This window comes from Pseudoalteromonas sp. 120-MNA-CIBAN-0494, from assembly GCF_040308885.1.
Taxonomy (GTDB): Bacteria; Pseudomonadota; Gammaproteobacteria; order Enterobacterales; family Alteromonadaceae; genus Pseudoalteromonas; species Pseudoalteromonas nigrifaciens.
In genome coordinates this window covers 1-23,139 of sequence record NZ_JBEOOE010000025.1, presented here as the reverse complement: position 1 = coordinate 23,139, position 23,139 = coordinate 1, and the positions used below count along the sequence as shown (strand labels likewise).

Below are 23,139 nucleotides of genomic sequence, written 5' to 3'. Positions count from 1 at the left end.
ACTGGGACTTAATATCTAGGCGTTACTTTGCTGAAATGGTAATCCCTTTTAAAAAGTAACAACACAGAGAGTAAGCTCCAGTGAAACGCCCTGGAGGTTGGTTTAAAAACGATTTATACTGCGTTATTGATTTGAACAATAGAGTGACTATTATTTGTAATCAATGCCTTGCCTAAATCGTTTTTAATTCCAACGACGCCCGCATCTAGGGGTAGTTTGGGTATGTGAATGGGCTAACGCAAATCTTTAACTTTAACCATTAATGAGTATGATGAAATCTATTAAACATAAAATTCTCAACGGGGTATGCGGCCTAGTTTGTTCTGCCGCCGTATTTTCAGCCACCGCACAAATTATTCCAGCACCTCCTCAAGTTAATGCTAAAGGTTATTTTTTAGTAGACTTTACAACTGGTAAAGTTATTGCCCAAGGTGAAGCTGATACAAAGTTAGCACCTGCTAGTTTAACTAAAATGATGACCAGTTATGTTATAGGCACAGAAGTTAAAGCCGGTAATATTGCACCTACCGACATGGTTACGGTTAGCGAAAAAGCATGGGCTAAAAACTTTCCAGAATCATCTAAAATGTTTATTGAAGTAGGTAAACAAATTAGCGTTGATGACCTAAACCACGGAATAATTATTCAATCAGGTAACGATGCCTGCGTTGCTATGGCAGAGCACATTGCCGGTAGCGAAAGCGCTTTTGCTGATTTAATGAACGCCCACGCTGCAAAATTAGGCATGAGCAACACCCACTTTATTAATAGCCACGGCCTTGATACCGACGCGCACTATACAACACCGCGTGATATGGCAACACTTGGCGGCGCACTTATTCGCGATGTACCCGATGAGTACGCACTTTATAAGAAAAAGTCATTTACTTATAACGGCATTAAACAATACAACCGCAACTCATTATTATGGGATGAAAGCCTAGACGTAGACGGTATTAAAACCGGCCATACATCAGATGCAGGCTACAGCTTAGTAACCTCTGCAACTAAAAACGATATGCGTTTAATTGCCGTTGTTATGGGTACTTCAAGCGAGCGCGCACGTAAAGAAGAAAGCAAAAAGTTACTTAACTATGGCTTTCGCTTTTATGAAACAATTACACCGTACAAAGCAGGCGATAGCTTTGCAGAGCAACGTATTTGGATGGGTAATAAAGAAAATGTTTCTTTAGGTATTTTAGAAGATACCCCTATTACTATTCCACGTGGTCAGCATAAAAATTTAAAAGCGAACTTTAAATTAGATAACACGCTTGAAGCGCCATTAGCTAAAGGCACTAAAGTAGGTACTTTATTTTTACAACTAGAAGGCGAAGATATTGCACAATATCCGCTAGTTACACTTGAAGAAGTGGAAGAAGGTAGCTTCTTTAGTAAAATTTATGACTACTTACGTTTACAGATTATGCAATAGCCGCATAAAACAATATTAACGCCTCTGCTATGAGGCGTTTTTTTTTGCTTGAAAAATGCTAGAATGCGCCCCATATAAGTCAATTATGTTGAGTTGTAACTTTTTTGGCACAGCCAAACAAGCTTAACTCAGATTGCCATTAGCCCAATAGTATTAAGCTTAGGGTTTGCCACTTAGCAAAATTAAGCCAACACTTTTTTGTATGAGGAGTCACTGTCGTGGTTCAACCAGTTAAAGATACTAAATTTGATGAGTATTTAGAGTTCCCTTGCCCGTTTACATTTAAAATAATGGGTTTAGCCAATGTAAACTTAACGGATCAAATTTTAGCTAAGTTACAAGTTATTGCACCTGGCGACTATGCCCCAAAAGTAAAACCAAGTAGCAAAGGTAATTACGAATCAGTTTCGCTTGTTGCAACCGTTACTAGTGGCGCTCATATTGAAGAAATTTATAACGTGATCAGTAATCTAGATGACGTACGCCACATGCTTTAAGCCATAATTGAGATTTGTTGTGAAAGAAAACACCTTAATCGTGCGCCAACTTGGCCGCCAGCGTTACTTGCCAATTTGGCAGAAAATGCAAGACTTCACCGATACCCGCGACGACGATAGCGCGGATGAAATTTGGTTAGTAGAGCACGAAAGTGTATTTACTCAAGGCCAAGCAGGTAAAGACGAGCACTTACTCGCACCCGGCGATATAGAAGTGATTAAAGTTGATCGCGGTGGGCAAGTAACCTACCACGGCCCCGGCCAGCAAATGATGTATGTACTATTTAACTTACGTCGTTTAAAAATTGGTGTACGCGAATTAGTTACTTGGCTAGAGGAGTGTATTATTGAATCCCTCGCCGAGTACGACATTCAAGCATACGCCAAAGCCGATGCGCCCGGTGTTTACGTTAACGACAGTAAAATAGCCTCTTTGGGTTTACGCGTTCGTCGTGGTTGCTCGTTTCATGGCTTAGCATTAAATGTTAACATGGACCTAAGTCCATTTTTACGCATTAACCCATGTGGTTATGCAGGCATGAATATGGTGCAAACTAAAGAATTAAAGGGTCCTCAAAACCTAGAAACAGCAGGTGCAGGACTGGTAAAACACATGATTAAAAAGCTTAATGCAACACAGGTTAAGCATACTGAAGGGTTTGAAAACGAATGAATAAACCAGTCAAGATGGAACCAGGTGTAAAACTACGCGACGCAGCAAAAATGGCGTTGATCCCCGTAAAAGTTTTACCAACAGAAAAAAACGAAATGTTACGCAAGCCAGAGTGGCTAAAAATTCGCTTACCTAAATCAACAGAGCGTATTGAGGGCATTAAACAGGCGATGCGTAAGCATGGGCTGCACTCGGTATGCGAAGAGGCTTCGTGCCCTAACCTATCTGAATGCTTTAACCACGGTACAGCTACCTTTATGATTTTAGGTGCAATTTGTACTCGTCGTTGCCCATTTTGTGATGTTGCCCATGGTCGTCCATTAACACCTGATGCAACTGAGCCTGAAAAACTAGCGCTTACAATTAAAGACATGAAGCTAAGCTATGTGGTTATTACCTCGGTAGATCGTGATGATTTACGTGATGGCGGCGCGCAGCATTTTGCCGATTGTATTCGCGAAATTCGCAAGCACAGCCCAAATATTACTATTGAGATTTTAGTACCCGATTTTCGTGGCCGTATGGACCGCGCACTCGAAATACTAATCGAAACCCCACCAGATGTGTTTAACCATAACCTAGAAACTGCGCCGCGTTTATATAAGCTTGCGCGTCCAGGGGCTGATTACAAATGGTCACTTGAGCTACTGCGTCGCTTTAAAGAAGCGCACCCAGAGATTAAAACTAAGTCTGGTTTAATGGTTGGTTTAGGTGAAGAAATTAGCGAAATAGAAGAAGTACTTCGCGACTTACGTGCCCATAACGTTGATATGCTTACAGTAGGCCAATACTTACAGCCTTCTAAGCACCACTTACCAGTAAAACGTTACGTGCCACCTGCTGAGTTTGATGCACTAAAAGCCTACGCTGATGAAATTGGCTTTACTCATGCAGCCTCTGGCCCATTTGTGCGCTCTAGCTACCATGCTGACCAACAAGCGGCAGGTAAAGAAGTAAAATAAGTCGTTTTTATAAATTAAGCAAGCCGTTAGTGATCAATAGTCATTAACGGCTTTTTTGTTGCAGTTTATTACCCATAAGTAATAAGGATAATTGAATTATTTTAATTTTTAATTGCTTTTCTTCTAAGCTGAAATGAAATATTATCGTTTAACTCGAGCCAACTAAAGTCCTTATTCCAAGCCTGCTTAAAGCTTTCTTCGCCTTGCGAATTATCCAGGATTTCTTTTAAGTCAAATATTTTGGAGAAATTATCTTCGTTTACGTCGTAACTTGACCACCCCCTAACTCCCAAGTCAATATGCCCTAGAAAGCTCGATTTAAACTCGTTAGCTGCGGCCACAAAATCCCCGTTGCCATTTAATTTTTCAGATATAAGACTTTTCTCTTTATCACTAATTGAACCTGTAACTTCTAGCTCACCTAATTGACTGATTGATATACCCCAATCTTTATTCGCTAATGATGGTTGTCCAGCCGCTATTTCAGTCATAATATTGTCATACTGAGTAAACATTTTTTCAACCGAGTTAGAAACTTCACCACCCGGCATATAAAGATTAACAGTAGCTATTCGAATATTATTTAACGCTTTTTCTTCTGCTTCCCTTGTTGATACAACATTATTTGTTATTATGTTCATTGACTTATTATAAGTCGGCTCTGGCTCTTTAGGCTGATCTTTATAATATATATCCTTAGCTAGTCGCTCCATTTCACTATTTAATTGCTCTTTACCATTTGCAGGTTTATTAACTTTTACTTCTGAACCGTTCGATATAAACTGCGATGCTAAATTAGTATCATTTGAATTAACTTTCATATCATTTTCCTTGTTCGTTATTACTAGCTATCGGCAGGTTACTATCTTACTTTAGTTGCTTGTATGGCCAGTGTTGGTAACTTAGGTAAAATAAACTGCCGAATATTTTCCTCCTCTCTAATCATTACTACATATTAATGGCCATACAACTGCGATAATTTAATACCTGGTAATGGTGCCTTAGTACTGACTAAAGTTAGATTTAATGTTGGTAGAACATGGTTAAATATATAATGCGCACGCTGCATATGAAACTCCGAGCTGAACAAAATTGCATGGCTGATATTAGCACTCGCTAAAATAGGTTTAGCCAGTAGAGCATTCTCAAAGGTAAAGCGGCTTAATGGAATATCTAAAAATACAACTGTAGGTATTCCAAGCTCAATAAAATAATTATTTAGTGTATCGTTCATGCGCGCAATCAGTGGTATTAAAATGCACGCCAAAACCTCCTGTGCATAATATTTTAGCCTTGGGATTATGCAAATATGCTTGATATGACTGAGCGCATCGGATTTTCGCTATTACTGATAAACGGCTGTCACTACTGTTGGGCGCACCTAAAACTATAATTACCGCATTCATTTAGTCGTCCTTCACCACAAAACGAAGCTATTAAGTTTAAACTATTTTTACTGATCGCAATTTATCGTTAGGTCAATCGGCTTTTACTTGAGACAATCGCGGTAGTTATTTTTAAAACATGGTTCATTATGAAACTATTAGTTCGCAACTTATCTCGTGCTACTTCTGAGCACGACCTTCGTACTTTATTTGCAGAGCACGGTAAAGTGACTACCTGTAACTTAGTACTTGATAAAGAAACTGGCCAATCTAAAGGTTTTGCCTTTGTTGAAATGCCAAACGACATAGAAGTTAAAGGTGCAATTAAAGCCCTTAACCAAGCAACTGTTGATAAAAGCAAAATCCGCGTTAAATTGGCAGATGCTTAATTAGTTAGCCGCGGCTATTATTGCCCTTAATATTATAAACACAGATGTGTTTTATTATTAGGGCAGTATTAATTTAGCCTACATTTATAACACTGCCACAACTAATTTTTGCTCCTTGCTCCCCCTCCTAAGTTCTAAGTTCTAAGTTCTAAGTTCTAAGTTCTAAGTTCTAAGTTCTAAGTTCAATATTGTGCAACAGCTAAAACTTAAGTCTATAAAATTATATCCTGTATAGACACTTTAAAGTTCGCTGTATATAGTCGAGCTATGTATTACCTACCCTCAGTTATTATGACAATTATAAAAACAACCAGCCTTTTTTTATTTCTAACGCTCATAGGTTGCTCAGAGCAAGCCGCAGACACAACTAAACTTGAGAATTCCCAAGCACTTAGTATTAATAATATTAAGCAGCACATTAAAACACTCGCCTCAGACGAATTTGAAGGTCGTGGCCCCCTTACAGCCGGTGAAGTAAAAACGATTGGTTATTTAACTAAGCAATACCAAGCGTTTGGTTTAAGCGGTGCTTATAACGATAAGTACTTACAACCGGTGAAAATGGCAAAAGTAACTGCTGATCAAAATATGCAATTAACTATTGGTGAGCTCACTTTTAGTGCAGGTAAAGACTTTACTGCCCGTACCGAGCAGCTACAAAGCGTTATTGATGTGCGTAATTCTGACGTGGTATATGTAGGCTATGGTATTAATGCACCAGAATATAACTGGAACGATTATAAAAATCTTGATGTAACAGGCAAAACCGTGGTGGTGTTAGTTAACGATCCTGGCTTTGCAACTCAAGACGACAGCCTGTTTACCGGTAATGCTATGACCTACTACGGTCGTTGGACTTACAAGTACGAAGAAGCGGCTCGTCAAGGTGCTGCTGCCGTTCTTATAGTGCACGAAACTGCACCAGCAGCTTACCCGTGGAGCGTAGTAGAGAGCTCAAATACGGGTACTAAATATACGCTAATTGATGACACCAACAACACCTCAAAACTTCCCGTTATGGGATGGTTACACCTTGAGGCTACCGAGCGCTTATTTAATGCTGCAAACCTTAACTATCAGCAATTAAAACAACAGGCTTTAAATGCTGACTTTAAAGCGCTGCCGCTTAATGTAAAAGCCAACCTGGCTTTTAAAAATGAAGTATCGCATGCAAAATCGCATAACGTAGTAGCACAACTTACCGGTAGCGAGCTGCCAGACGAATACGTTGTAATTAGTGCGCATTGGGATCACTTTGGCACTAAACAAACAGATAGCGGGCCTAAAATTTATAATGGTGCGGTAGATAACGCATCAGGTACAGCCGCCACGCTCGAAATTGCCAGAGTAATGAGTAAAATACATCAACAAACGCCATTTAAACGCTCGATCATTTTTGCCAATTTTACCGCAGAAGAAACTGGCCTAATTGGCTCAGAAGAATTTGCATCTGGTGCGGTGATCCCAACTAAACAAATGGTTGGCTTATTAAATATTGATGGCATGAACGTACTTGACGCTACTGACTATGTTTTACAGTATGGTAAAGGGCTTTCTGAAATGGAAGATTACTTAGCCAAGGCCGCTAAGGCACAAGGTCGAACGGTAAAAATGGATCCTCGCCCGCAAAATGGTTTATTTTTTCGCTCTGATCACTTTTCGCTTTCTAAGCAAGGTGTGCCCAGTTTATTATTTATGAGCCTTGGTGATACCGACCCTGATTACATTACTCATAAGTACCACAAAGAAGCCGATGATTACTCTACCGACTGGTCGCTTGGTGGTGTAGAGCAAGATAGCCAACTGATCATTAATATAGCCACACAACTGGCTAACAGCAACGATTGGCCAAAGTGGAAAGCAGAGTCTGACTTTAAAACAAAACGTGAGCAAGATAAGCGCTAGCAATTGCGTTTTAAACACACATAAAAAAGCAGCCAATTGGCTGCTTTTTAGTACGTATTATCATTATTTAGTTAGAAATGGGTAGCATTATTGAACTGCTGCAAACTCTTCTTTAGAAAGTTCACCATTACCATCTGCATCTAATTCATCAAATATTTGTGCAAGCTGCGGGTTTGCCTGCGCTTCTGTTTGGCTAATAACGCCGTCGCCATCTGTATCAAATGAGTCGAAGTCTACTGCTGCAAATGCCGCTGAAGATGATGCTAGTGCGATTAGTGCTAATGTCTTATGTAATGTTTTCATTGTGTTATCCTTAAGCTTAAAGCCTGTTTAATAAAAAATAATAAAGTGAAAAATCCTTTTCAAAAATCCATATTCTGTAAATTAATGTGCTGAAAATTAATACTCAGCAAATTCTTCTTTAGAAAGCTCACCGTTGCCATCAACGTCAAGCTCTGCAAATTGCTCCATTAACTCAGCGGCAACCGACGCTTCGGCTTGGCTAATTGTGCCACTGCTATCTACATCAAGTGTTTCAAAGTCGGTGCCTGCAAATACTGCAGATGAAGACGCTAATGCCATTAAAACCAGTGTTGATTGTAACTTTTTCATAATTTAATCCTTCAAGTCTATGTAATATAAATGTATTAACTTTCCCGTGAACACTTGAATTTCCTTATTATTCTTTATCAAAGGCTCCCTTGCCTATTTAGGTTGTCTTTGGCAACTCAGAATATTAATTGTGTTGTAGGGCTTAAGGCTTATGCCTTAGAAAATTCTTCTTTAGATAACTCACCATTTTGGTCAGTATCAAGCTCAGTAAATTTACTCATAAGCTCTGCATCTACCGACGCTTCTGCTTGGCTAATTGCACCATTACCATCTACATCGAGTGTGTCAAAATCTGTTGCTGCAAAAGCCGCTGATGAAGAAGCTAAAGCCATTAGTACCAGTGTTGATTTAAATGTTTTCATAATGTAATTCCTTCATTGGGTTATGATTTAAGCTGTTTAACTTTAATCTTGTTTTGCTCAATACAGCTTAGGTATTACAACTTCGGTGCCATGTTTTTAAATCACAATAAAAACAGTTACTTATACTTATTTAAGCCGTTTGAGGGTGTTTTATAATGATTTTTTGTTGCTTTTTAGCAACAGCTGTTTGATGTTAAATAATTAAAGCTTAAAAATCATAAGGTTAACTTTAATAAAAAAGACACAACACAGCGCAAATAAGCCACTACTGGCTGCTTTAAGTTGATTTTGTAATAAACCCACCATGAACAATTTACTTTTTATAAATTATTAAATAAAAAATAAACAATAAGGCATTGAAATTTAATAGCTTTTTATAATTTATTTTATTAATTCAGCATTTATGAAGTGTTTTAAAGTAAATGATACTTTTTGTCGCCATTTGGCGAATGCAGTGCACATTAGGATGTGATTAACAGTGAATTGAAACAAAAAACCGCTACATAATCTTAATGCAGCGGCTTTATTATTTTTACGAGAAGTGGAATTAGTTGTTATTTCCAGCCTTGTAACCAATTTTGTGCGTTTTTTAAATCTCGCCAACTAATTGGGTATTGGCTTTTTGAAATTATTGCCTCAGTAACGCACGCAATCACGTTGCTATCCTCATCGTACTCAACCTCTATAATAATAAAGTGTTTTTCTTTATTGATTGCAGGTACTGCAGTCCACTTACTATTAAGTAGCTTTTTAGGGTTTAGTTTATTCATAAAATTGCAAAGTCCAACCAAGCTGTAAATATGATAAGCCAATACGCGCTAACAATACGTTTAGCTCAACTATTACTGCACTATTAGCTTACCTTTATACATTTGCATTTGGCAGTGAAAGTCGTACTCACCTACTTTAAGCTCGGGTATTTTTAAGGTATTAGCATCGCCCATTACGAGGGTTTTACTTATATCAAGCTGTGGAAATATGACTGTTTCGCTACATGGTGCACTATCTTGGCGATCGAAGTTAAGTGTTAACTCTTTACCTGCAACAACTTTAATTTGCGCCGGCTGGTATATACCGTTATCAACCACTATAACTACCTTATTGTCGTTACTTTGCACTTGCTTTGGCTTAAAAAGCCAAAACCAGTACACAATCGCAATTATGAGTAATGCGCCTAATATATTAATCATCAACATAATTATTACTCCTAAATTAAAGGCTTTGGCTTATGATTTTGCTGGTTTAAAAAAGCGTAATCTATTGGCGTTACTAACAACCGTTAGCGATGATAGTGCCATAGCAGCCCCTGCTACTACTGGGTTAAGCAATAATCCAAAAAATGGATATAACAACCCAGCAGCAATTGGAATACCCGCCACATTATAAATAAAGGCACCAAATAGATTTTGCTTAATATTTAAAATGGTCGCGCTACTTACTGCAATTGCATCTGCAAGGCCGTGTAACGATCCGCGCATTAGGGTTATGTCGCCACTTTCTATGGCTATATCAGTGCCTGTGCCAATCGCAAAGCCAACATCGGCTTGTGCTAGTGCCGGTGCATCGTTAATGCCATCGCCCGTCATACCCACTATTTCGCCCTTTGCTTGGCGTTTTATAACTTCATTTACTTTGTCGTCAGGGAGTACTTCTGCAATAAAGTCCTTTATTCCTACTTTTTTAGCAACTGCTTGCGCTGTTGCTTGGTTATCACCTGTGAGCATGACTAAGTGAATGCCTTTATTTTGCAACCGCTTAATTGCTGCAGCTGAGTCTGCTTTAATAGGATCTGCTACAGCAATAATAGCCTGTAGCTGTTGATTAACTGCAAAATACATTGGGGTTTTTGCTTCACTTGCCAATGTTTGTGCCTGCTCGTACGCATCGTCAATTGCAACATGGTATTTATCCATTAAGGCCTTATTACCAAACAACAGCGTTTGTCCATCAAGTGTCCCTATTACTCCTTTACCGGTAAGTGCATCAAAGTCAGTTACTTTACTCAGCGTTAAGTTTAGCGCTTTAGCATAACTTATTATGGCCTCGGCTAATGGATGCTCTGAACTACTCTCTAGGCTAGCAACGTGCTGCATTACTGTGTTTTCATCGCTGTTATTAAAGGTAATAACATCGGTTACCGTTGGCGATCCTTGGGTAATGGTGCCAGTTTTATCTAAAATCATGGTGGTAATTTTAGAAGTTACTTGTAGTGCCTCACCGTTGCGGATCAGTATTCCCGACTCAGCAGCTTTACCTATGCCCACCATTACCGACATTGGCGTTGCTAAACCAAGCGCACACGGACAAGCAATAATAAGCACTGTAGTGACAGCAACTACCGCATAAGCAATTGCTGGCTCAGGGCCAAAGTTTAACCAGGCAAGCCCAGCAAGTATTGCTATTATCATTACCGTGGGAACAAAAATACCCGAAATAACATCTGCTAAACGACCAATTGACGGCTTTGAGTTTTGTGCCCGCTTTACCATATTAATAATATTGGCGAGTGTTGTTTCGCTGCCTATATGGGTCGCTTTGAATAATAATGTTCCGGTTTTATTAATACTACCAGCGACTACCGTATCGCCTATTTGTTTAGTAACCGGCATAGGTTCACCCGTTAGCATTGATTCGTCAACACTACTACTGCCTTCAAGCACTTCGCCATCTACTGATATTTTTTCGCCCGGGCGCACTCGTACCTGATCATTTTTTACTACGTCGCTAATATCAATATCGCGCTCTTGCCCGTCGCGAATAACACGTGCTGTTTTTGGTTGCAGCCCTATTAAACGCTTTATAGCCTCAGAGGTGCGCCCGCGTGCTTTTACTTCTAATGCTAGGCCTAAGCTTATTAAACCAATGATCATTGCTGAGGCTTCAAAGTACACATGCCTTGCCACCTCTGGTAGTAGGTTAGGGGTAATAACGACTACCATAGAATATAACCAAGCAGTACCGGTTCCCAGCGCTATAAGCGTATCCATATTGGCGGCATGGTTTTTAAATGCTTGCCATGCGCCATTGTAAAATTGCTTACCGGCTACGGCCATCACTGCCAACGTGGCTAAACCCACAATAAACCAAGCTATACGTTGAGTCGTGGTTATTACGTTCATATCGAAAATAAGCCCATAAAGCATTAATGGTGCACCTACGCCTAACGCTAATATCATATTGCGCATTAATTTTTTATAATGCGCGTCATCGGCTTTGGCTTTTTCATCGAGCGCATCTTGCTCTGAGTCATTACTCATGGGCTTTGCTTTATAGCCAATGTTTTCTACCGCTGCAATAAGCGCCGCTTCATCCGCTTGCCCTTCCACTTGTACGGTGCGTTGTGCAAAGTTCATTTCTACTCGCTGTGCACCCGATACTGTTTTTAGCGCTTTTTCTATTTTTGCTACGCAGCTGCCACAATTAGCCCCTTCAATAATAAAGTTTTGTGAGCTGCTGTTAATATTATTACTCATTACGCCTCCGGGTTATTTTTTTCAGTGCTAATGGGGTCAACAAATGACTCTATTAAACTACATATATCAGCGCTAGTTGCGCCATCGGGAGAACTTTGCCACTGCTTAACTGCCGCTTGCATTCGTGTGCGCAGCTTAAGTGTTTCTTGAAAAAGAGCTTCGGTTTCGGCTAAGCGTTTAACTATTAGTTTTCGTGTTAATGGGCATGGGCAGTTTCCTTGCTCCGACTCAGTAATAATGTGCTGAATATCTTTAACAGAAAAGCCCAACTGACGAGCATTGATTATAAACTTTAAACGCTGTTGATCAGTTTTTGTATATTCTTGATAACCGTTACTTACACTACGGACTGGTTTGAGCAACTGCATTCGCGTGTAATGGCGAATAGTGTCGGGTGTAACGCTCATTTTATTGGCAAGTTGTTTAACGTACATAGCTCCTCCGTGATAATTCATAGTTTAAAGCTAAATTCATACCTGTAGTGTAAACCTATGTGTCACACATAGGTCAACTTAAATACTTTAAAAACAACAAAGCCGAATAAATTAACTTTATCCGGCTTTATTGTAGTTAAATATATCTAGGGTAGTTACACGCTAAATGCATTTATAAATAATATTAATCTTCAATATTATCAAGCCCTTTGGTGCCATCTTTTGGTTTGAGCTTATGATGAATGGCTGCTTTAATTAACATATACCCACTAATCGGTGCGGTAATTAATAAAAATATAGTAATAAGTACTTCTTTAACACTCACGCCATGTTCGGTATTTGCAAAGTACACCATAGCGGCAGTTAAAATGTTCGCCATACCTAGGGTAGTTGCTTTAGTTGGGCCATGTAAGCGCATAAAAAAATCAGGCAGTTTAACTAAGCCTATTGAGCCAATTAAAATAAACACGCCACCTAGTAATAATAATATTGATACTATCCATTCACTGATCATTGCTATACCTTATTCGATTATATCGCCGCGAAGTAAATACTTACATAATGCTACTGTGCTTATAAAGCCAAGCATTGCAATTAATAAAGCCGCTTCAAAGTACAACCCCGTGCTCATACTTATACTGTATAAAATAATCAGCGCAATCACGTTTATATACATAGTATCGAGCGCTAAAATACGATCGGGAACCGATGGACCAATTACCAAACGCCATAAATTTAATAGTAGCGCTAATCCAATCATGCTAAATACAATTAATAATACGGTTTCTAACATTGAAATATCTCCTTTAAGGGAGCCTCATAACGCTCTTTTATTTGTTTAATAAGTGCTTGCTCGTCTTTAAGATCAAGTACATGAATAAGCAAATAACGCTGTTTTGGTTGCTCACCTTTATTAAGTGATTCTAAAATAGGATATACCTCAGCGCTCACAGTGCCAGGTGTGAGTGACACGCAGCTTGCCAAAATAGTAATCGGCATTTCATGGGTTAAATCTACGGGTACTTTAACAAATGCTGGGCGCATGTTTTTACTTGGCCCAAGTATTAATACAGCCACTTGTAAGTTGGCCACTATTATATCGTACAGTACAATAAAAACTTGTTTAAAGGCTAATCCGGGCCTTAAAATTAATGGCTGAGGATCGCGAAACGATATAGTAAATAACGGAATAACAATCGCAAATATAGCCGCTAATACCAAGTGCCCTGCAGACACACTATTATTTAATAACAGCCATACTATAAATAAAAATACACTACGAAATGGCGTAGGTAACAATCTAAAACGTGCTTTTAGTCGCATTAAACACCTCCTTTAAGCACGGCATTAATACCACCACTTATGTCGTGTAATTGGGTTGCGGCCTTTATGGTGTACTCACTAATAGCACCACCAAAAACAACTAGCATTACTGAGCAAATAAGTAACCCCACAATAGCAATTACTTGCAATGGATGCGCGTTTGGTGCGTCATTTGGCTCACTACCTGTGTACTTACCTTCCCAAAACAAACTAGTTCCGGCGCGTGCTAGTGCAATAATTAACACTAAACTGGTAATTAAGTAAGCAGGCCAAAATACAAGTGCATTTTCACTATTGAGTGTTGTTTTTAAAATCCAAATTTTGCCTACAAAGCCTGAAAATGGCGGCATGCCTATTACAGTTAATGCTGCAATAATAAATAACGTACCTAATAAAAACGGCTGTTTTACCACTCTACCTGCTACCAATCTGTCGCCAACTTTACCGCGTTGAATAGAAATTATATCGGCGAGTAAAAATAAAGCAGCACATACCAAAGTTGAGTGTACTAAATAATATAGCAAGGCCGCCGTAGCGTTTATGTTTTGTAACGACACTAAAGCCACCAAAGTACCCACCGACACCAGTACTAAATTGGCAGTGATCTTACGTAAATCCTGAGCGGCTAATACCCCTATGGCCCCTACAACTATCGTTGCAATTGCTAAGCCCCATAACCAAGTTTGCGCCATGTGTTCAAGTTCGCCAGCTTGCTCACCAAACATAACGGTATAAACGCGTAGCATGGCGTACACACCAACTTTGGTCATAATCGCAAATAGCGCAGCAACAACTGGGGCGGCACTTGAATAGGTATTTGGTAACCATAAATGTAGTGGCAACAACGCACTTTTTAAAGCAAATACTACTAATAACAATAGTCCACCGGCTTTAGCTAAATAAACATCGTCGCCAGTAAGTAAAGATATTTTTTGCGCCATATCGGCAATATTTAGCGTGCCTAGTACACCGTATAAAATACCTAAACCAATTAAAAACGCACTCGAACCTACTAAGTTTAAAATAACATAGTGCAATGCAGCTTTAGTTTTTTGCTTGCCACCACCGTGCATAAGCAAGGCATAAGAGGCAATAAGCAGCACTTCAAAAAATACAAATACGTTAAATAAATCGCCAGTTAAAAATGCACCATTTACACCTAAAATTAAAAAGTGAATTAGTGGATGAAAAAAACTGCCGTGTTCATCATCGCCTGCACATCCGTACAGCACAACCATTACGCCTAAAAATGAAGTAAGTGTTACCAACAAGCTAGAGAGCATATCTGCAACAAGTACAATACCAAATGGTGCTGACCAGTTACCTATTGCGTATACGTTAATACCTTCGTTGTGTACGGTTATCAGTAATAAAACACTCACTACAAATGTAATAATGGCCATTACGCCTGAAGCCAAACGACGGGCAAATAAGTTTTTACCACACGGTGGTAATAGTAAAATAATAGCTGCTAGCATAGGCAGCAATACAGGAAGCGATGTTAAATGCTGAATCATTTTTTCACCTTGTACTTACTTTTAACAAGGTGACCATCAACATGGTCATTACCTAAATCTGCACGGCCACGTATTGCTAATATAACCACAAAGGCGGTCATTGCAAAACCAATTACAATGGCTGTTAACACTAAAGCTTGCGGCAGTGGATCGGCGTAATCTGCACCTGTACCTAATACAACAGCTTTATTTGTGGTTAGTCGACCCGATGAAAATAAAAACAAGTTAACTGCGTAAGAAATCATAGTTAGACCAAGCACAACCGGAAAAGTACGTGCTCTTAGCAGTAAAAACACACCGCAACTAATTAATACACCCACGCACGACGCGTATAATAACTCCATTAAACATCACCTTCTTTTTGCTCTGCACTTGTGGTCATATCACCTAAGCTTGCTAATATCATCAATGTGGCACCCACTACGGTTAAGTACACACCAAGGTCAAATACAATGGCACTTGCTAACTCTGTTTTACCAATAAATGGAATGTCAAAATAGTCAAACCACGTGGTTAAAAATGGCTTATCAAAAAACCAGCTACCCACACCCGTGAACATAGCAATAGCGATACCCGAGGCAATAATTTTTCGGTAATTAACATCAAAGCGCTCACTGATCCAAGTAGAGCCATGTGCCATATACTGCAAAATAAAGGCAATAGAAGTAACAAGCCCGGCAATGAAGCCGCCGCCAGGTAAATTATGACCACGTAAGAAAATATACGCCGACACTAACAGTGCAAGCGGGAGTAAGCTTTGCGAAATACTGGCTAATAAAATAGGGTGGCGCTCGCGTGCCCATGAACGGCCATCACTGTCGGTTGCAGGCATAAACAATGGAATTCGCGATAAAAGCTTAAAAATCCCTAGTGCTGCAATACCTAATACAGTAATTTCGCCAAGCGTATCAAAGCCCCTAAAATCAACTAAAATAACGTTAACTACATTGGTACCGCCACCACCGGTTTTGGCATTGGCAATAAAAAAGTCAGAAATAGAATCAAGCGGACGAGTAAGCAAAGCGTAACAAATACTGGCTATAACCACGCCCACTGTCGAGGCAATACTTAAATCACGTAATATACGCAATGAGCTTGATTCTCTTGGGGTGCTTTGCGGTAAGAAAAACAATGCCAACATAAGTAGTATTATTGTTGCCACTTCTACCGTTAATTGCGTTAAGGCTAAGTCTGGTGCCGAAAAGCGGGTAAACACCACAGCTACCATTAATCCCACAATAGATACCATTAACAAAGCGACCATACGCGATCTATGGCTTATCACTGTGGCAATGGCACCTACAATTAACAAGCTAGCACCTATGCCGTTGTGTAAATCAACCGGTGTATTTGGCACACTTCCCGCTAATTTTTGCATTTCGAATAACGGCCAACCAGCAGCTAATAAAATAACGCCCAGCATAATAAATACATAGCGTTGCAGTGAGCCATTTTCTGTTTTGTTTATTTTATCTTGGCTCCAATCAATAACGCATTGTACTAAATGATCAAACATTTTTTTAGCGTTTAGCGGCGGTAACGACGCTTGAAATTGAAACAGGTGTTTACGGTTAACATAAATAAATAAGCCGCCAGCAACTGCCATGGCACTCATTAATAACGGTAAATTAAAGCCATGCCAAATGCTCAGCTGATACTCTGGCATTGCTTTGCCCAGTACTGCTAATGAGGCTGCCGATAAAATACCATCAACTACAAAGTGCGGAAACATGCCAACAAGTAAACACAACACCACTAATATTTCGATGGGTACGCGCATATAACGAGGCGGCTCGTGTGGCGTACGCGGTAAATCTATTGGGTCGCCATTAAAAAATACATCGTGGATAAAGCGCGCCGAATAAGCCACGGCAAATGCCCCCGCAATGGTTGCTAAAACCGGGATTAACCACGACATAGAGCCAAGTACTTGCTGATGCAGTGTTTCGGCAAAAAACATTTCTTTTGAAATAAAGCCATTAAGCAAAGGGACACCCGCCATTGCTGCAGCGGCAACCATAGCAAGCGTTGCTGTGTAGGGCATAAAGCGCCACATACCATTGAGTTTACGCATATCGCGCGTACCTGTTTCATGGTCAATAATACCAGTGGCCATAAACAGTGACGCTTTAAAGGTGGCGTGATTAATAATATGAAAAATAGCGGCAACAGTAGCAAGTTCGGTATCTAGGCCAAGCAATAGCGTAATTAAACCTAAATGACTTATAGTTGAATATGCTAATAAACCTTTTAAATCATGCTTAAATAAAGCCACGTATGCGCCAAATAACAAAGTAATTAAACCTGTTAAGGCAACTAATATAAACCACATTTCGGTGCCCGCTAAGGCCGGATAAAAACGCGCTAACAAAAAGATACCCGCTTTAACCATGGTCGCCGAATGTAAATAGGCGCTCACAGGTGTTGGCGCTGCCATGGCATGAGGTAGCCAAAAATGAAACGGAAATTGGGCCGATTTAGTAAATGCACCTAATAACACTAAAACCAGTGCAAGCTCATATAGATCGTGCGATTGAATAATTGCTCTGCTGGCTAAAATTATGTCTAGGTTATAACTGCCAACAATGTCGCCAATTATCAGTAACCCACCAAGCAGCGCTAAACCACCGGCTCCGGTAACTGTAAGCGCCATACGTGCGCCCTTGCGCGCCTCTGACTTATGCCACCAATAACTAATTAATAAAAACGAACTTATACTGGTTAATTCCCAAAACACCCATAGCTGAATAACATTATTAGACATAACAATGCCAAGCATTGCTGTCATAAATAACATTAAGTAGCTATATAGCTTTGCCATTGAGTCGTTATTACTTAAATAATAACGAGAATATAAAATAACCAATAAGCCTATGCCCAAAATCATAAATATAAACAGTAAACTTAGACCGTCTAAGCGCAGGGAGAAATCGAGCCCTAAACTTGGGATCCAAGCAGCACTAAAGCGAATAGTTTCACCGGCAAGTACCGCAGGCGCATGATATAGAGTTATGCAAAGTGCGATTAATGGTGCAAGCATAGTTAAGCTTGTCGCTTGGTTTCGCGTTAGTTTGCCTGTAAATGCAGAAATAACACTGCCAATTAAGGATAGCAGGGGTATCCAGAGCAAAGTCATAGTAAAGGACCTTTTAAAATCATAAATTTATCAATACGCTATTCGTTATAGTTAATTACCAAAGTGACTTGGGCATTAGCTTTTGTGGTCTGCTTTTTTAACAGCATTAATACGTATAGTTATACTGATAAACGCCGTTTTTGTCTATAGAAAGCGCCTCTAGCTGCATAATTATCAAGCAAATTTATATATAAATTAATGCAACAATATCAACTATGTTCGCTTTTCATACGCCTTAGAGCAAAGACTTTAAAATTTAGCGTGGCGTTATTGAGCGTTCCATGAAGGAGTTAAAACGAGGAAACACTGTAAAATGGGTATTTATGTGTGCTTGCCACAACGCTCTGTATTGCGCTGAGAGAGCTAACTGCTGATATTGCATAATAGACCAAGCTTCACTGGGCTTATAAGCCACGGCCCCTTGCTGGCAGCTCTGGCTTTTATACCAACCTACTGGTGGGGTAGCTTCGCTATTTGCTAAAAACAAATTAGGTGCCACAAAACCACTTTGTGCACACAGCCAAGCTTGCTTCGTTTTTGGTAGCGCGTATTCATCCTCAAAACCATTAAAGTGCATTAACTCATGTAAAAACACTTGGTAACCTGCTTTTGAATTTAATTGCATAATGCCACTGCGCACATTTGCACTTCCCTGCTTGGGCATCATTACTATAAAGTCAAAATCAGTAGGAAGCTGTTTTTTTAGCCTAGCGGTTTGCCAATCGCACTGCGCCATTTTATTTGCTGCACTACTACAATTAATAGCACCGCCAACATAAATCGGTTGCGATAAACAAAAAACCCCAGCACTGGGCTCAGGGCGCTTATTGTATTGCTTTATAAGTTTAGCGAGCTTATATAACCCGCTACGGTGATCGCTCATCATTAACACGTTAAACAAACATTGTTCATCCGCTTTAACCTCTGAACTCAATGATAAAAAACCAAGGCGCTGCATAAACGCTGTGGGCAGGCTGCTATAAGGCTGAGTTGTTTGCAGTTTAAGATGATTTAATGCATCTCCCTCAGGCAATAACCCCTGCTTTGCCAATAATTTAAGATCGCCCCATTGAGATTGAGCTAATAACTCCATCGCTAATGCTTGGCGTTTTGACTCACTCATAGTATGGGTGTTTTTTTGCCAAAATAACTTTGCAGTATCGGTATGGTTATTTTTTAATAATTTAAGTGAATATCTATATTGCGCGGCAGGTATTTTATTTCGCGCTAATGAAGCGAGCGCAATATCAGGGAGTTGCTGTAAATGCAGAGAAAAATAATCAGGAAATAGCCAATAACTTTGTATTATATTGGCCTTGGCATTTAAAACTTGCCAAAAGCCAATACTGTTAGCATGATTACTCGAGCCACTAATTAATAGGCTACACAGTAATACTACCGCTAGTTTATAACGCTTAGCTTTCGTCAACACCTGTCATCAGCTCAAGTTCTAATCGCGCATATTTATATTCAATAAACTCATGCACGTTGGTAGCCAGTGCCAGCTTAAAATAATCAGCGGCTAAATTAATATTACCTGCTGCTTGATGCGATTTTGCCAAATAAAAGTAAGCCTCGCATAATCGCTGTGCGTATTCTTGCTCTGATTTAACCCCATCACTAATAACAGATAAAAAATCATGTTCGCTAATATCGCCCAGGTAAAGCGCAATTAACTGATACGCCCATTGCGATTCATCAAGTGCTTTAGCATTGGTTTTAAGCACACTAAGTGCTTTAACTTTATCATCCTGTGCTTGCGCTAAAAAAAGCCATAACACACGGTAAGGATCGTTTGGAGAGCGCGCTAAAAACTCATTAAAATCGTTTTGTGCAAGCTCTGCTCTGTCGCCATAGTACAGTGCAATACCACGATTTAAATACGCATATTCATGTTCTTCGTTAAGCTCAAGGGCTGAATCAAAAAGTTCATAGGCTTTTTCATACTGCTGCATTAAGGTATGTTGAATACCTAAAAAATTATACACCTCGGCTAAATCTGGTTTTAATTTAACAGCACGATTAAAGTCAATTCGCGACAACGTGGTCATGCCTAAACTGTCAAATAATACACCCCGATCATAATAAAGTTTTGCTTGTTGCTCAGGGCTTAGATCTACTCTATTTAGTAGCTCTGAATAACGTGCAATTGCAATTTCACTTCTAAAATCAGAGGCGAGAGGCGCAGTAAAAGGCACATTAACAATCGGCATTGACTCAGCTTTTGAAGTGCTTTGGCACGCGCTTAAAGACAAAATAGTAAAAGATGCCAAGGCTAAATGTTTGAGTGTCATTAAAATCCTTAATACCAAGGTAAGTAGCAAATAAATAAGACATGCGATGTCTAGTAAGGTTCATATTAACTGCGTTTAGCTAATAAATTATTTAACGCTTTAAAATAATGATATCCATTCAACTTAAGCGCTTAAAATAATTAACTTTAAATTCAATTGCTATAAGCAGTTAGTTTCATTAAAGCATAAAAAAAGGGGCTAAACAGCCCCTTTTTATGTTATCCAGTAAATATAACCGGATTAAGTATTAGCAATTATGCGTCAGTTGGCGCATCAGCTGCAGGTGCTGCAGATTCCATTGCTTCTTTAATACTTAGACGTACACGGCCTTGGCGGTCTACTTCTAGTACTTTAACTTTAACTTCTTGACCTTCAGAAAGGTGATCAGTCACGTTATTAACACGCTCAGTACTAATTTGCGAAATATGTACTAGACCATCTTTACCAGGAAGAATATTTACAAACGCACCAAAATCAACAATACGTACAACTTTACCTTCGTAAATAGTACCTACTTCAAGCTCAGCAGTTAATTGCTCAATGCGGCTAATTGCATTTGCTGCGCTTTCGCCGTCAGTTGCTGCAATTTTGATTGTGCCATCATCACCGATTTCAATCGTTGTGCCAGTTTCTTCAGTAAGTTGACGAATTGTTGCGCCACCTTTACCAATAACTTCAGCGATTTTCTTCTGTGGGATCTTCATAGTATAAATACGTGGAGCAAACTGAGAAAGCTCTTCAGACGGTGCAGAAATTGCTTTGTCCATCACTTCTAAGATATGTAAACGTGCAGCTTTTGCTTGTTTAAGCGCAATTTGCATGATTTCTTGAGTGATACCTTCAATCTTAATGTCCATTTGTAGTGCTGTAATACCGCCAGCAGTACCCGCAACTTTAAAGTCCATGTCGCCTAAGTGATCTTCATCACCTAAGATGTCAGAAAGTACAACAAACTTATCGTCTTCTTTAACTAGACCCATTGCGATACCCGCAACAGACGCTTTAATTGGTACACCAGCATTCATAAGTGCAAGTGAAGTACCACACACAGAAGCCATTGAAGATGAACCGTTTGATTCAGTGATTTCAGATACTACACGGATTGAATATGGGAATTCAGTCAATGTTGGCATTACTGCTGCAATACCACGCTTAGCAAGGTTACCATGGCCGATTTCACGACGCTTAGGAGAACCAACAAAACCAGTTTCGCCTACACAAAAAGGAGGGAAGTTGTAGTTAAGCATAAAGTGGTTTTTATGCGTGCCAGTTAAATCGTCGATTAACTGTGAATCACGCTCTGTACCAAGTGTAGCTGTTACAAGTGCTTGAGTTTCGCCACGAGTAAAGATAGCAGAACCGTGAGTACGCGGTAATACGCCAGTCATTACGTCAAGTGCACGAATCATATCTGGTTCACGACCATCGATACGCTTTTCGCCAGCAGCGATACGGCCACGAACGATTTTCTTCTCAAGTGAACCGAAGATTTTACCAATTTCTTGCTTATCTAAAGACTCGCCTTCAGCAAGTTCGCTTGTTAATACAGCAACAACTTCATCTTTAGCTACGCCAAGTGCTTCTTTACGCGCTACTTTATCTGTAATGCGGTAAGCTTCGCCCACTTTATCAGCAGCAATAGACGCTACTTTTTCTTCAAGTGATACGTTTTTAGCTGGTGCAGTCCAATCCCAAGTAGGCTTGCCTGCTTCTGCTTTAAATTCTTTAATTGCTGTAATGATCGCTTGAGCTTGCTCATGGCCATAAACAACCGCACCTAGCATAATGTCTTCTGCAAGTACGTCTGCTTCTGACTCAACCATTAATACTGCGTTATCAGTACCAGCAACAACTAAGTCTAGCTTGCTTTCTTCTAGCTCTTTTAGTGTTGGGTTTAGTACGTATTCGCCGTCGATGTAACCAACGCGAGTAGCACCAATTGGACCACTGAACGGAATACCAGAGATAGCAAGTGCAGCTGAAGTACCAATTAACGCAACCATATCAGGTTGAATTTCAGGGTTAACAGAAACAACAGTAGCAATAACTTGTACTTCGTTTACAAAACCACTTGGGAAAAGTGGACGAATTGGACGGTCAATAAGACGTGCAATAAGTGTTTCGCCATCGTTAGGACGACCTTCGCGCTTTAAGAAACCACCAGGGATACGACCAGCAGCGTACATACGCTCTTGGTAGTTAACTGTTAGTGGGAAAAAGTCTTGGCCTGGTTGCGCTTCACGTTTACCAACAACAGTAACAAGTACTGAAGTGTCGCCAATGCTTGCAAGTACAGCGCCGTCTGCTTGACGAGCGATTGCACCAGTTTCTAGTGTCACTGTGTGTTGACCTAGTTGAAATTCTTTAATAATTGCTTGCACTTAAAATATTCCTTAAATGTTTTAAAATGTTTTTAAGTTGTCATCTAAGTACCAATTACAGTACATAATTGTATTTATTTTAAAATCAATTAAGTACTACAATTGGCGATGACGTAAATAAACGTAACTAAACCTTTTTAGCTACGCGCATAGTATATACCAAAGCGCCGTTAGAATGCGAGTCTAGCTATTAGATAAAAGCTAAGCCTTATGAAGGCTAAAAATGACGACCTTTGCTTACCTATTAAATGGAGGTTTTATTTTATAATTCAAGGTGTTTATAAGTAAGCGTCTAGCGAACCACACCTAGCATCGATGTTCTGATTATCTAAAAATACCTGCTCAATGATAAATTCGGAGC

At 39.6% G+C, this 23,139-nt stretch carries 24 protein-coding genes; 6 read left to right on the top strand and 18 right to left on the bottom strand.

What is annotated here, in order from left to right:
- The first annotated feature begins 271 nt into the window (after positions 1–271).
- The 4 genes from AAEY55_RS13705 to lipA all read left to right on the top strand — a co-directional run bounded on the left by AAEY55_RS13705 (position 272) and on the right by lipA (position 3,567).
- Positions 272–1,435 (top strand): serine hydrolase, encoded by a 1,164-nt coding sequence (locus tag AAEY55_RS13705; RefSeq protein WP_011327711.1) that lies wholly within the window; start codon positions 272–274, stop codon positions 1,433–1,435.
- 218 nt (positions 1,436–1,653) lie between these two features.
- Positions 1,654–1,932 carry a DUF493 family protein YbeD gene (gene ybeD, locus AAEY55_RS13700; protein ID WP_011327710.1) on the top strand — a complete coding sequence of 93 codons (279 nt, stop codon included), beginning with the start codon at positions 1,654–1,656 and terminating at the stop codon, positions 1,930–1,932.
- A 19-nt stretch (positions 1,933–1,951) separates the two neighbouring features.
- Positions 1,952–2,605 (top strand): lipoyl(octanoyl) transferase LipB, encoded by a 654-nt coding sequence (gene lipB, locus AAEY55_RS13695; RefSeq protein ID WP_011327709.1) that lies wholly within the window; start codon positions 1,952–1,954, stop codon positions 2,603–2,605.
- Positions 2,602–3,567 (top strand): lipoyl synthase, encoded by a 966-nt coding sequence (lipA, locus tag AAEY55_RS13690; protein ID WP_011327708.1) that lies wholly within the window; start codon positions 2,602–2,604, stop codon positions 3,565–3,567. The genes lipB and lipA overlap by 4 nt, the downstream gene beginning before the upstream one ends.
- 101 nt (positions 3,568–3,668) lie before the next feature.
- On the opposite strand, the gene AAEY55_RS13685 is transcribed toward lipA, so the two are convergent.
- Both AAEY55_RS13685 and AAEY55_RS13680 read right to left on the bottom strand, forming a co-directional pair.
- Positions 3,669–4,388 (bottom strand): hypothetical protein, encoded by a 720-nt coding sequence (locus AAEY55_RS13685; protein WP_089367966.1) that lies wholly within the window; start codon positions 4,386–4,388, stop codon positions 3,669–3,671.
- 134 nt (positions 4,389–4,522) lie between these two features.
- Positions 4,523–4,801, bottom strand: coding sequence for a YdcF family protein (locus AAEY55_RS13680; protein ID WP_089367965.1), 279 nt, complete (start codon positions 4,799–4,801; stop codon positions 4,523–4,525).
- Between the two features lie 300 nt (positions 4,802–5,101).
- Between AAEY55_RS13680 and AAEY55_RS13675 the strand changes: the two genes are divergently transcribed.
- Together AAEY55_RS13675 and AAEY55_RS13670 are read left to right on the top strand one after the other, a co-directional pair.
- Positions 5,102–5,341: a hypothetical protein gene (locus tag AAEY55_RS13675; RefSeq protein ID WP_011327707.1), complete on the top strand. Its 240-nt coding sequence runs from the start codon at positions 5,102–5,104 to the stop codon at positions 5,339–5,341.
- 291 nt (positions 5,342–5,632) lie between these two features.
- Positions 5,633–7,246, top strand: coding sequence for a M28 family metallopeptidase (locus AAEY55_RS13670; protein ID WP_089367964.1), 1,614 nt, complete (start codon positions 5,633–5,635; stop codon positions 7,244–7,246).
- Between the two features lie 87 nt (positions 7,247–7,333).
- Here AAEY55_RS13670 and AAEY55_RS13665 read toward each other — a convergent pair whose 3' ends face one another.
- The 16 genes from AAEY55_RS13665 to pnp all read right to left on the bottom strand — a co-directional run bounded on the left by AAEY55_RS13665 (position 7,334) and on the right by pnp (position 22,778).
- Positions 7,334–7,549 (bottom strand): EF-hand domain-containing protein, encoded by a 216-nt coding sequence (locus AAEY55_RS13665; protein ID WP_011327705.1) that lies wholly within the window; start codon positions 7,547–7,549, stop codon positions 7,334–7,336.
- A 96-nt stretch (positions 7,550–7,645) separates the two neighbouring features.
- The gene (locus AAEY55_RS13660) at positions 7,646–7,858 is read right to left on the bottom strand and encodes a calmodulin (protein ID WP_011327704.1); all 213 of its coding nucleotides are present in this window, start codon (positions 7,856–7,858) and stop codon (positions 7,646–7,648) included.
- A 149-nt stretch (positions 7,859–8,007) separates the two neighbouring features.
- Positions 8,008–8,220, bottom strand: coding sequence for an EF-hand domain-containing protein (locus AAEY55_RS13655; protein WP_011327703.1), 213 nt, complete (start codon positions 8,218–8,220; stop codon positions 8,008–8,010).
- Positions 8,221–8,774: 554 nt separating this feature from the next.
- Entirely contained in the window at positions 8,775–8,990 is a 216-nt protein-coding gene (locus AAEY55_RS13650; protein ID WP_011327702.1) for a TIGR02450 family Trp-rich protein, read from the bottom strand.
- A gap of 72 nt (positions 8,991–9,062) precedes the next feature.
- Entirely contained in the window at positions 9,063–9,416 is a 354-nt protein-coding gene (locus tag AAEY55_RS13645) for a cupredoxin domain-containing protein (protein ID WP_011327701.1), read from the bottom strand.
- 30 nt (positions 9,417–9,446) lie between these two features.
- On the bottom strand, positions 9,447–11,693 hold the full coding sequence (locus tag AAEY55_RS13640) for a heavy metal translocating P-type ATPase (protein ID WP_089367963.1): 2,247 nt from the start codon (positions 11,691–11,693) through the stop codon (positions 9,447–9,449).
- Positions 11,693–12,127: a MerR family transcriptional regulator gene (locus AAEY55_RS13635; protein WP_011327699.1), complete on the bottom strand. Its 435-nt coding sequence runs from the start codon at positions 12,125–12,127 to the stop codon at positions 11,693–11,695. The genes AAEY55_RS13640 and AAEY55_RS13635 overlap by 1 nt, the downstream gene beginning before the upstream one ends.
- A gap of 184 nt (positions 12,128–12,311) precedes the next feature.
- Positions 12,312–12,641 carry a Na+/H+ antiporter subunit G gene (locus AAEY55_RS13630; RefSeq protein WP_011327698.1) on the bottom strand — a complete coding sequence of 110 codons (330 nt, stop codon included), beginning with the start codon at positions 12,639–12,641 and terminating at the stop codon, positions 12,312–12,314.
- A 9-nt stretch (positions 12,642–12,650) separates the two neighbouring features.
- The gene (locus tag AAEY55_RS13625; protein WP_011327697.1) at positions 12,651–12,920 is read right to left on the bottom strand and encodes a K+/H+ antiporter subunit F; all 270 of its coding nucleotides are present in this window, start codon (positions 12,918–12,920) and stop codon (positions 12,651–12,653) included.
- Positions 12,914–13,450, bottom strand: coding sequence for a Na+/H+ antiporter subunit E (locus AAEY55_RS13620; protein WP_011327696.1), 537 nt, complete (start codon positions 13,448–13,450; stop codon positions 12,914–12,916). The genes AAEY55_RS13625 and AAEY55_RS13620 overlap by 7 nt, the downstream gene beginning before the upstream one ends.
- Positions 13,450–14,967, bottom strand: coding sequence for a monovalent cation/H+ antiporter subunit D (locus AAEY55_RS13615; protein WP_011327695.1), 1,518 nt, complete (start codon positions 14,965–14,967; stop codon positions 13,450–13,452). The genes AAEY55_RS13620 and AAEY55_RS13615 overlap by 1 nt, the downstream gene beginning before the upstream one ends.
- Positions 14,964–15,311 carry a Na+/H+ antiporter subunit C gene (locus AAEY55_RS13610; RefSeq protein ID WP_011327694.1) on the bottom strand — a complete coding sequence of 116 codons (348 nt, stop codon included), beginning with the start codon at positions 15,309–15,311 and terminating at the stop codon, positions 14,964–14,966. Before AAEY55_RS13610 ends, AAEY55_RS13615 begins: the two co-directional genes overlap by 4 nt.
- Positions 15,311–18,103, bottom strand: a complete 2,793-nt coding sequence (locus AAEY55_RS13605) for a monovalent cation/H+ antiporter subunit A (protein WP_011327693.1) — start codon at positions 18,101–18,103, stop codon at positions 15,311–15,313. The genes AAEY55_RS13610 and AAEY55_RS13605 overlap by 1 nt, the downstream gene beginning before the upstream one ends.
- 256 nt (positions 18,104–18,359) lie before the next feature.
- On the bottom strand, positions 18,360–19,535 hold the full coding sequence (locus tag AAEY55_RS13600) for a hypothetical protein (protein ID WP_086998332.1): 1,176 nt from the start codon (positions 19,533–19,535) through the stop codon (positions 18,360–18,362).
- Positions 19,519–20,397 (bottom strand): lipoprotein NlpI, encoded by an 879-nt coding sequence (gene nlpI / locus AAEY55_RS13595; RefSeq protein WP_011327691.1) that lies wholly within the window; start codon positions 20,395–20,397, stop codon positions 19,519–19,521. Before nlpI ends, AAEY55_RS13600 begins: the two co-directional genes overlap by 17 nt.
- Before the next feature lie 254 nt (positions 20,398–20,651).
- Positions 20,652–22,778, bottom strand: coding sequence for a polyribonucleotide nucleotidyltransferase (pnp, locus tag AAEY55_RS13590; protein ID WP_011327690.1), 2,127 nt, complete (start codon positions 22,776–22,778; stop codon positions 20,652–20,654).
- Positions 22,779–23,139 lie beyond the last annotated feature (361 nt).

What these genes read in the sequence shown, in the direction of transcription:
- AAEY55_RS13670 (WP_089367964.1), top strand. Translation starts at nt 5,633, where the DNA reads ATGACAATTATAAAAACAACCAGCCTTTTTTTATTTCTAACGCTCATA.
- AAEY55_RS13675 (WP_011327707.1), top strand. Translation starts at nt 5,102, where the DNA reads ATGAAACTATTAGTTCGCAACTTATCTCGTGCTACTTCTGAGCACGAC.
- AAEY55_RS13630 (WP_011327698.1), bottom strand. Translation starts at nt 12,641, where the DNA reads ATGATCAGTGAATGGATAGTATCAATATTATTATTACTAGGTGGCGTG.
- AAEY55_RS13635 (WP_011327699.1), bottom strand. Translation starts at nt 12,127, where the DNA reads ATGTACGTTAAACAACTTGCCAATAAAATGAGCGTTACACCCGACACT.
- AAEY55_RS13705 (WP_011327711.1), top strand. Translation starts at nt 272, where the DNA reads ATGAAATCTATTAAACATAAAATTCTCAACGGGGTATGCGGCCTAGTT.
- AAEY55_RS13680 (WP_089367965.1), bottom strand. Translation starts at nt 4,801, where the DNA reads ATGAACGATACACTAAATAATTATTTTATTGAGCTTGGAATACCTACA.
- AAEY55_RS13615 (WP_011327695.1), bottom strand. Translation starts at nt 14,967, where the DNA reads ATGATTCAGCATTTAACATCGCTTCCTGTATTGCTGCCTATGCTAGCA.
- lipA (WP_011327708.1), top strand. Translation starts at nt 2,602, where the DNA reads ATGAATAAACCAGTCAAGATGGAACCAGGTGTAAAACTACGCGACGCA.
- AAEY55_RS13625 (WP_011327697.1), bottom strand. Translation starts at nt 12,920, where the DNA reads ATGTTAGAAACCGTATTATTAATTGTATTTAGCATGATTGGATTAGCG.
- AAEY55_RS13610 (WP_011327694.1), bottom strand. Translation starts at nt 15,311, where the DNA reads ATGGAGTTATTATACGCGTCGTGCGTGGGTGTATTAATTAGTTGCGGT.
- AAEY55_RS13665 (WP_011327705.1), bottom strand. Translation starts at nt 7,549, where the DNA reads ATGAAAACATTACATAAGACATTAGCACTAATCGCACTAGCATCATCT.
- AAEY55_RS13620 (WP_011327696.1), bottom strand. Translation starts at nt 13,450, where the DNA reads ATGCGACTAAAAGCACGTTTTAGATTGTTACCTACGCCATTTCGTAGT.
- AAEY55_RS13605 (WP_011327693.1), bottom strand. Translation starts at nt 18,103, where the DNA reads ATGACTTTGCTCTGGATACCCCTGCTATCCTTAATTGGCAGTGTTATT.
- nlpI (WP_011327691.1), bottom strand. Translation starts at nt 20,397, where the DNA reads ATGACACTCAAACATTTAGCCTTGGCATCTTTTACTATTTTGTCTTTA.
- AAEY55_RS13655 (WP_011327703.1), bottom strand. Translation starts at nt 8,220, where the DNA reads ATGAAAACATTTAAATCAACACTGGTACTAATGGCTTTAGCTTCTTCA.
- AAEY55_RS13685 (WP_089367966.1), bottom strand. Translation starts at nt 4,388, where the DNA reads ATGAAAGTTAATTCAAATGATACTAATTTAGCATCGCAGTTTATATCG.
- AAEY55_RS13645 (WP_011327701.1), bottom strand. Translation starts at nt 9,416, where the DNA reads ATGTTGATGATTAATATATTAGGCGCATTACTCATAATTGCGATTGTG.
- AAEY55_RS13640 (WP_089367963.1), bottom strand. Translation starts at nt 11,693, where the DNA reads ATGAGTAATAATATTAACAGCAGCTCACAAAACTTTATTATTGAAGGG.
- AAEY55_RS13650 (WP_011327702.1), bottom strand. Translation starts at nt 8,990, where the DNA reads ATGAATAAACTAAACCCTAAAAAGCTACTTAATAGTAAGTGGACTGCA.
- AAEY55_RS13660 (WP_011327704.1), bottom strand. Translation starts at nt 7,858, where the DNA reads ATGAAAAAGTTACAATCAACACTGGTTTTAATGGCATTAGCGTCTTCA.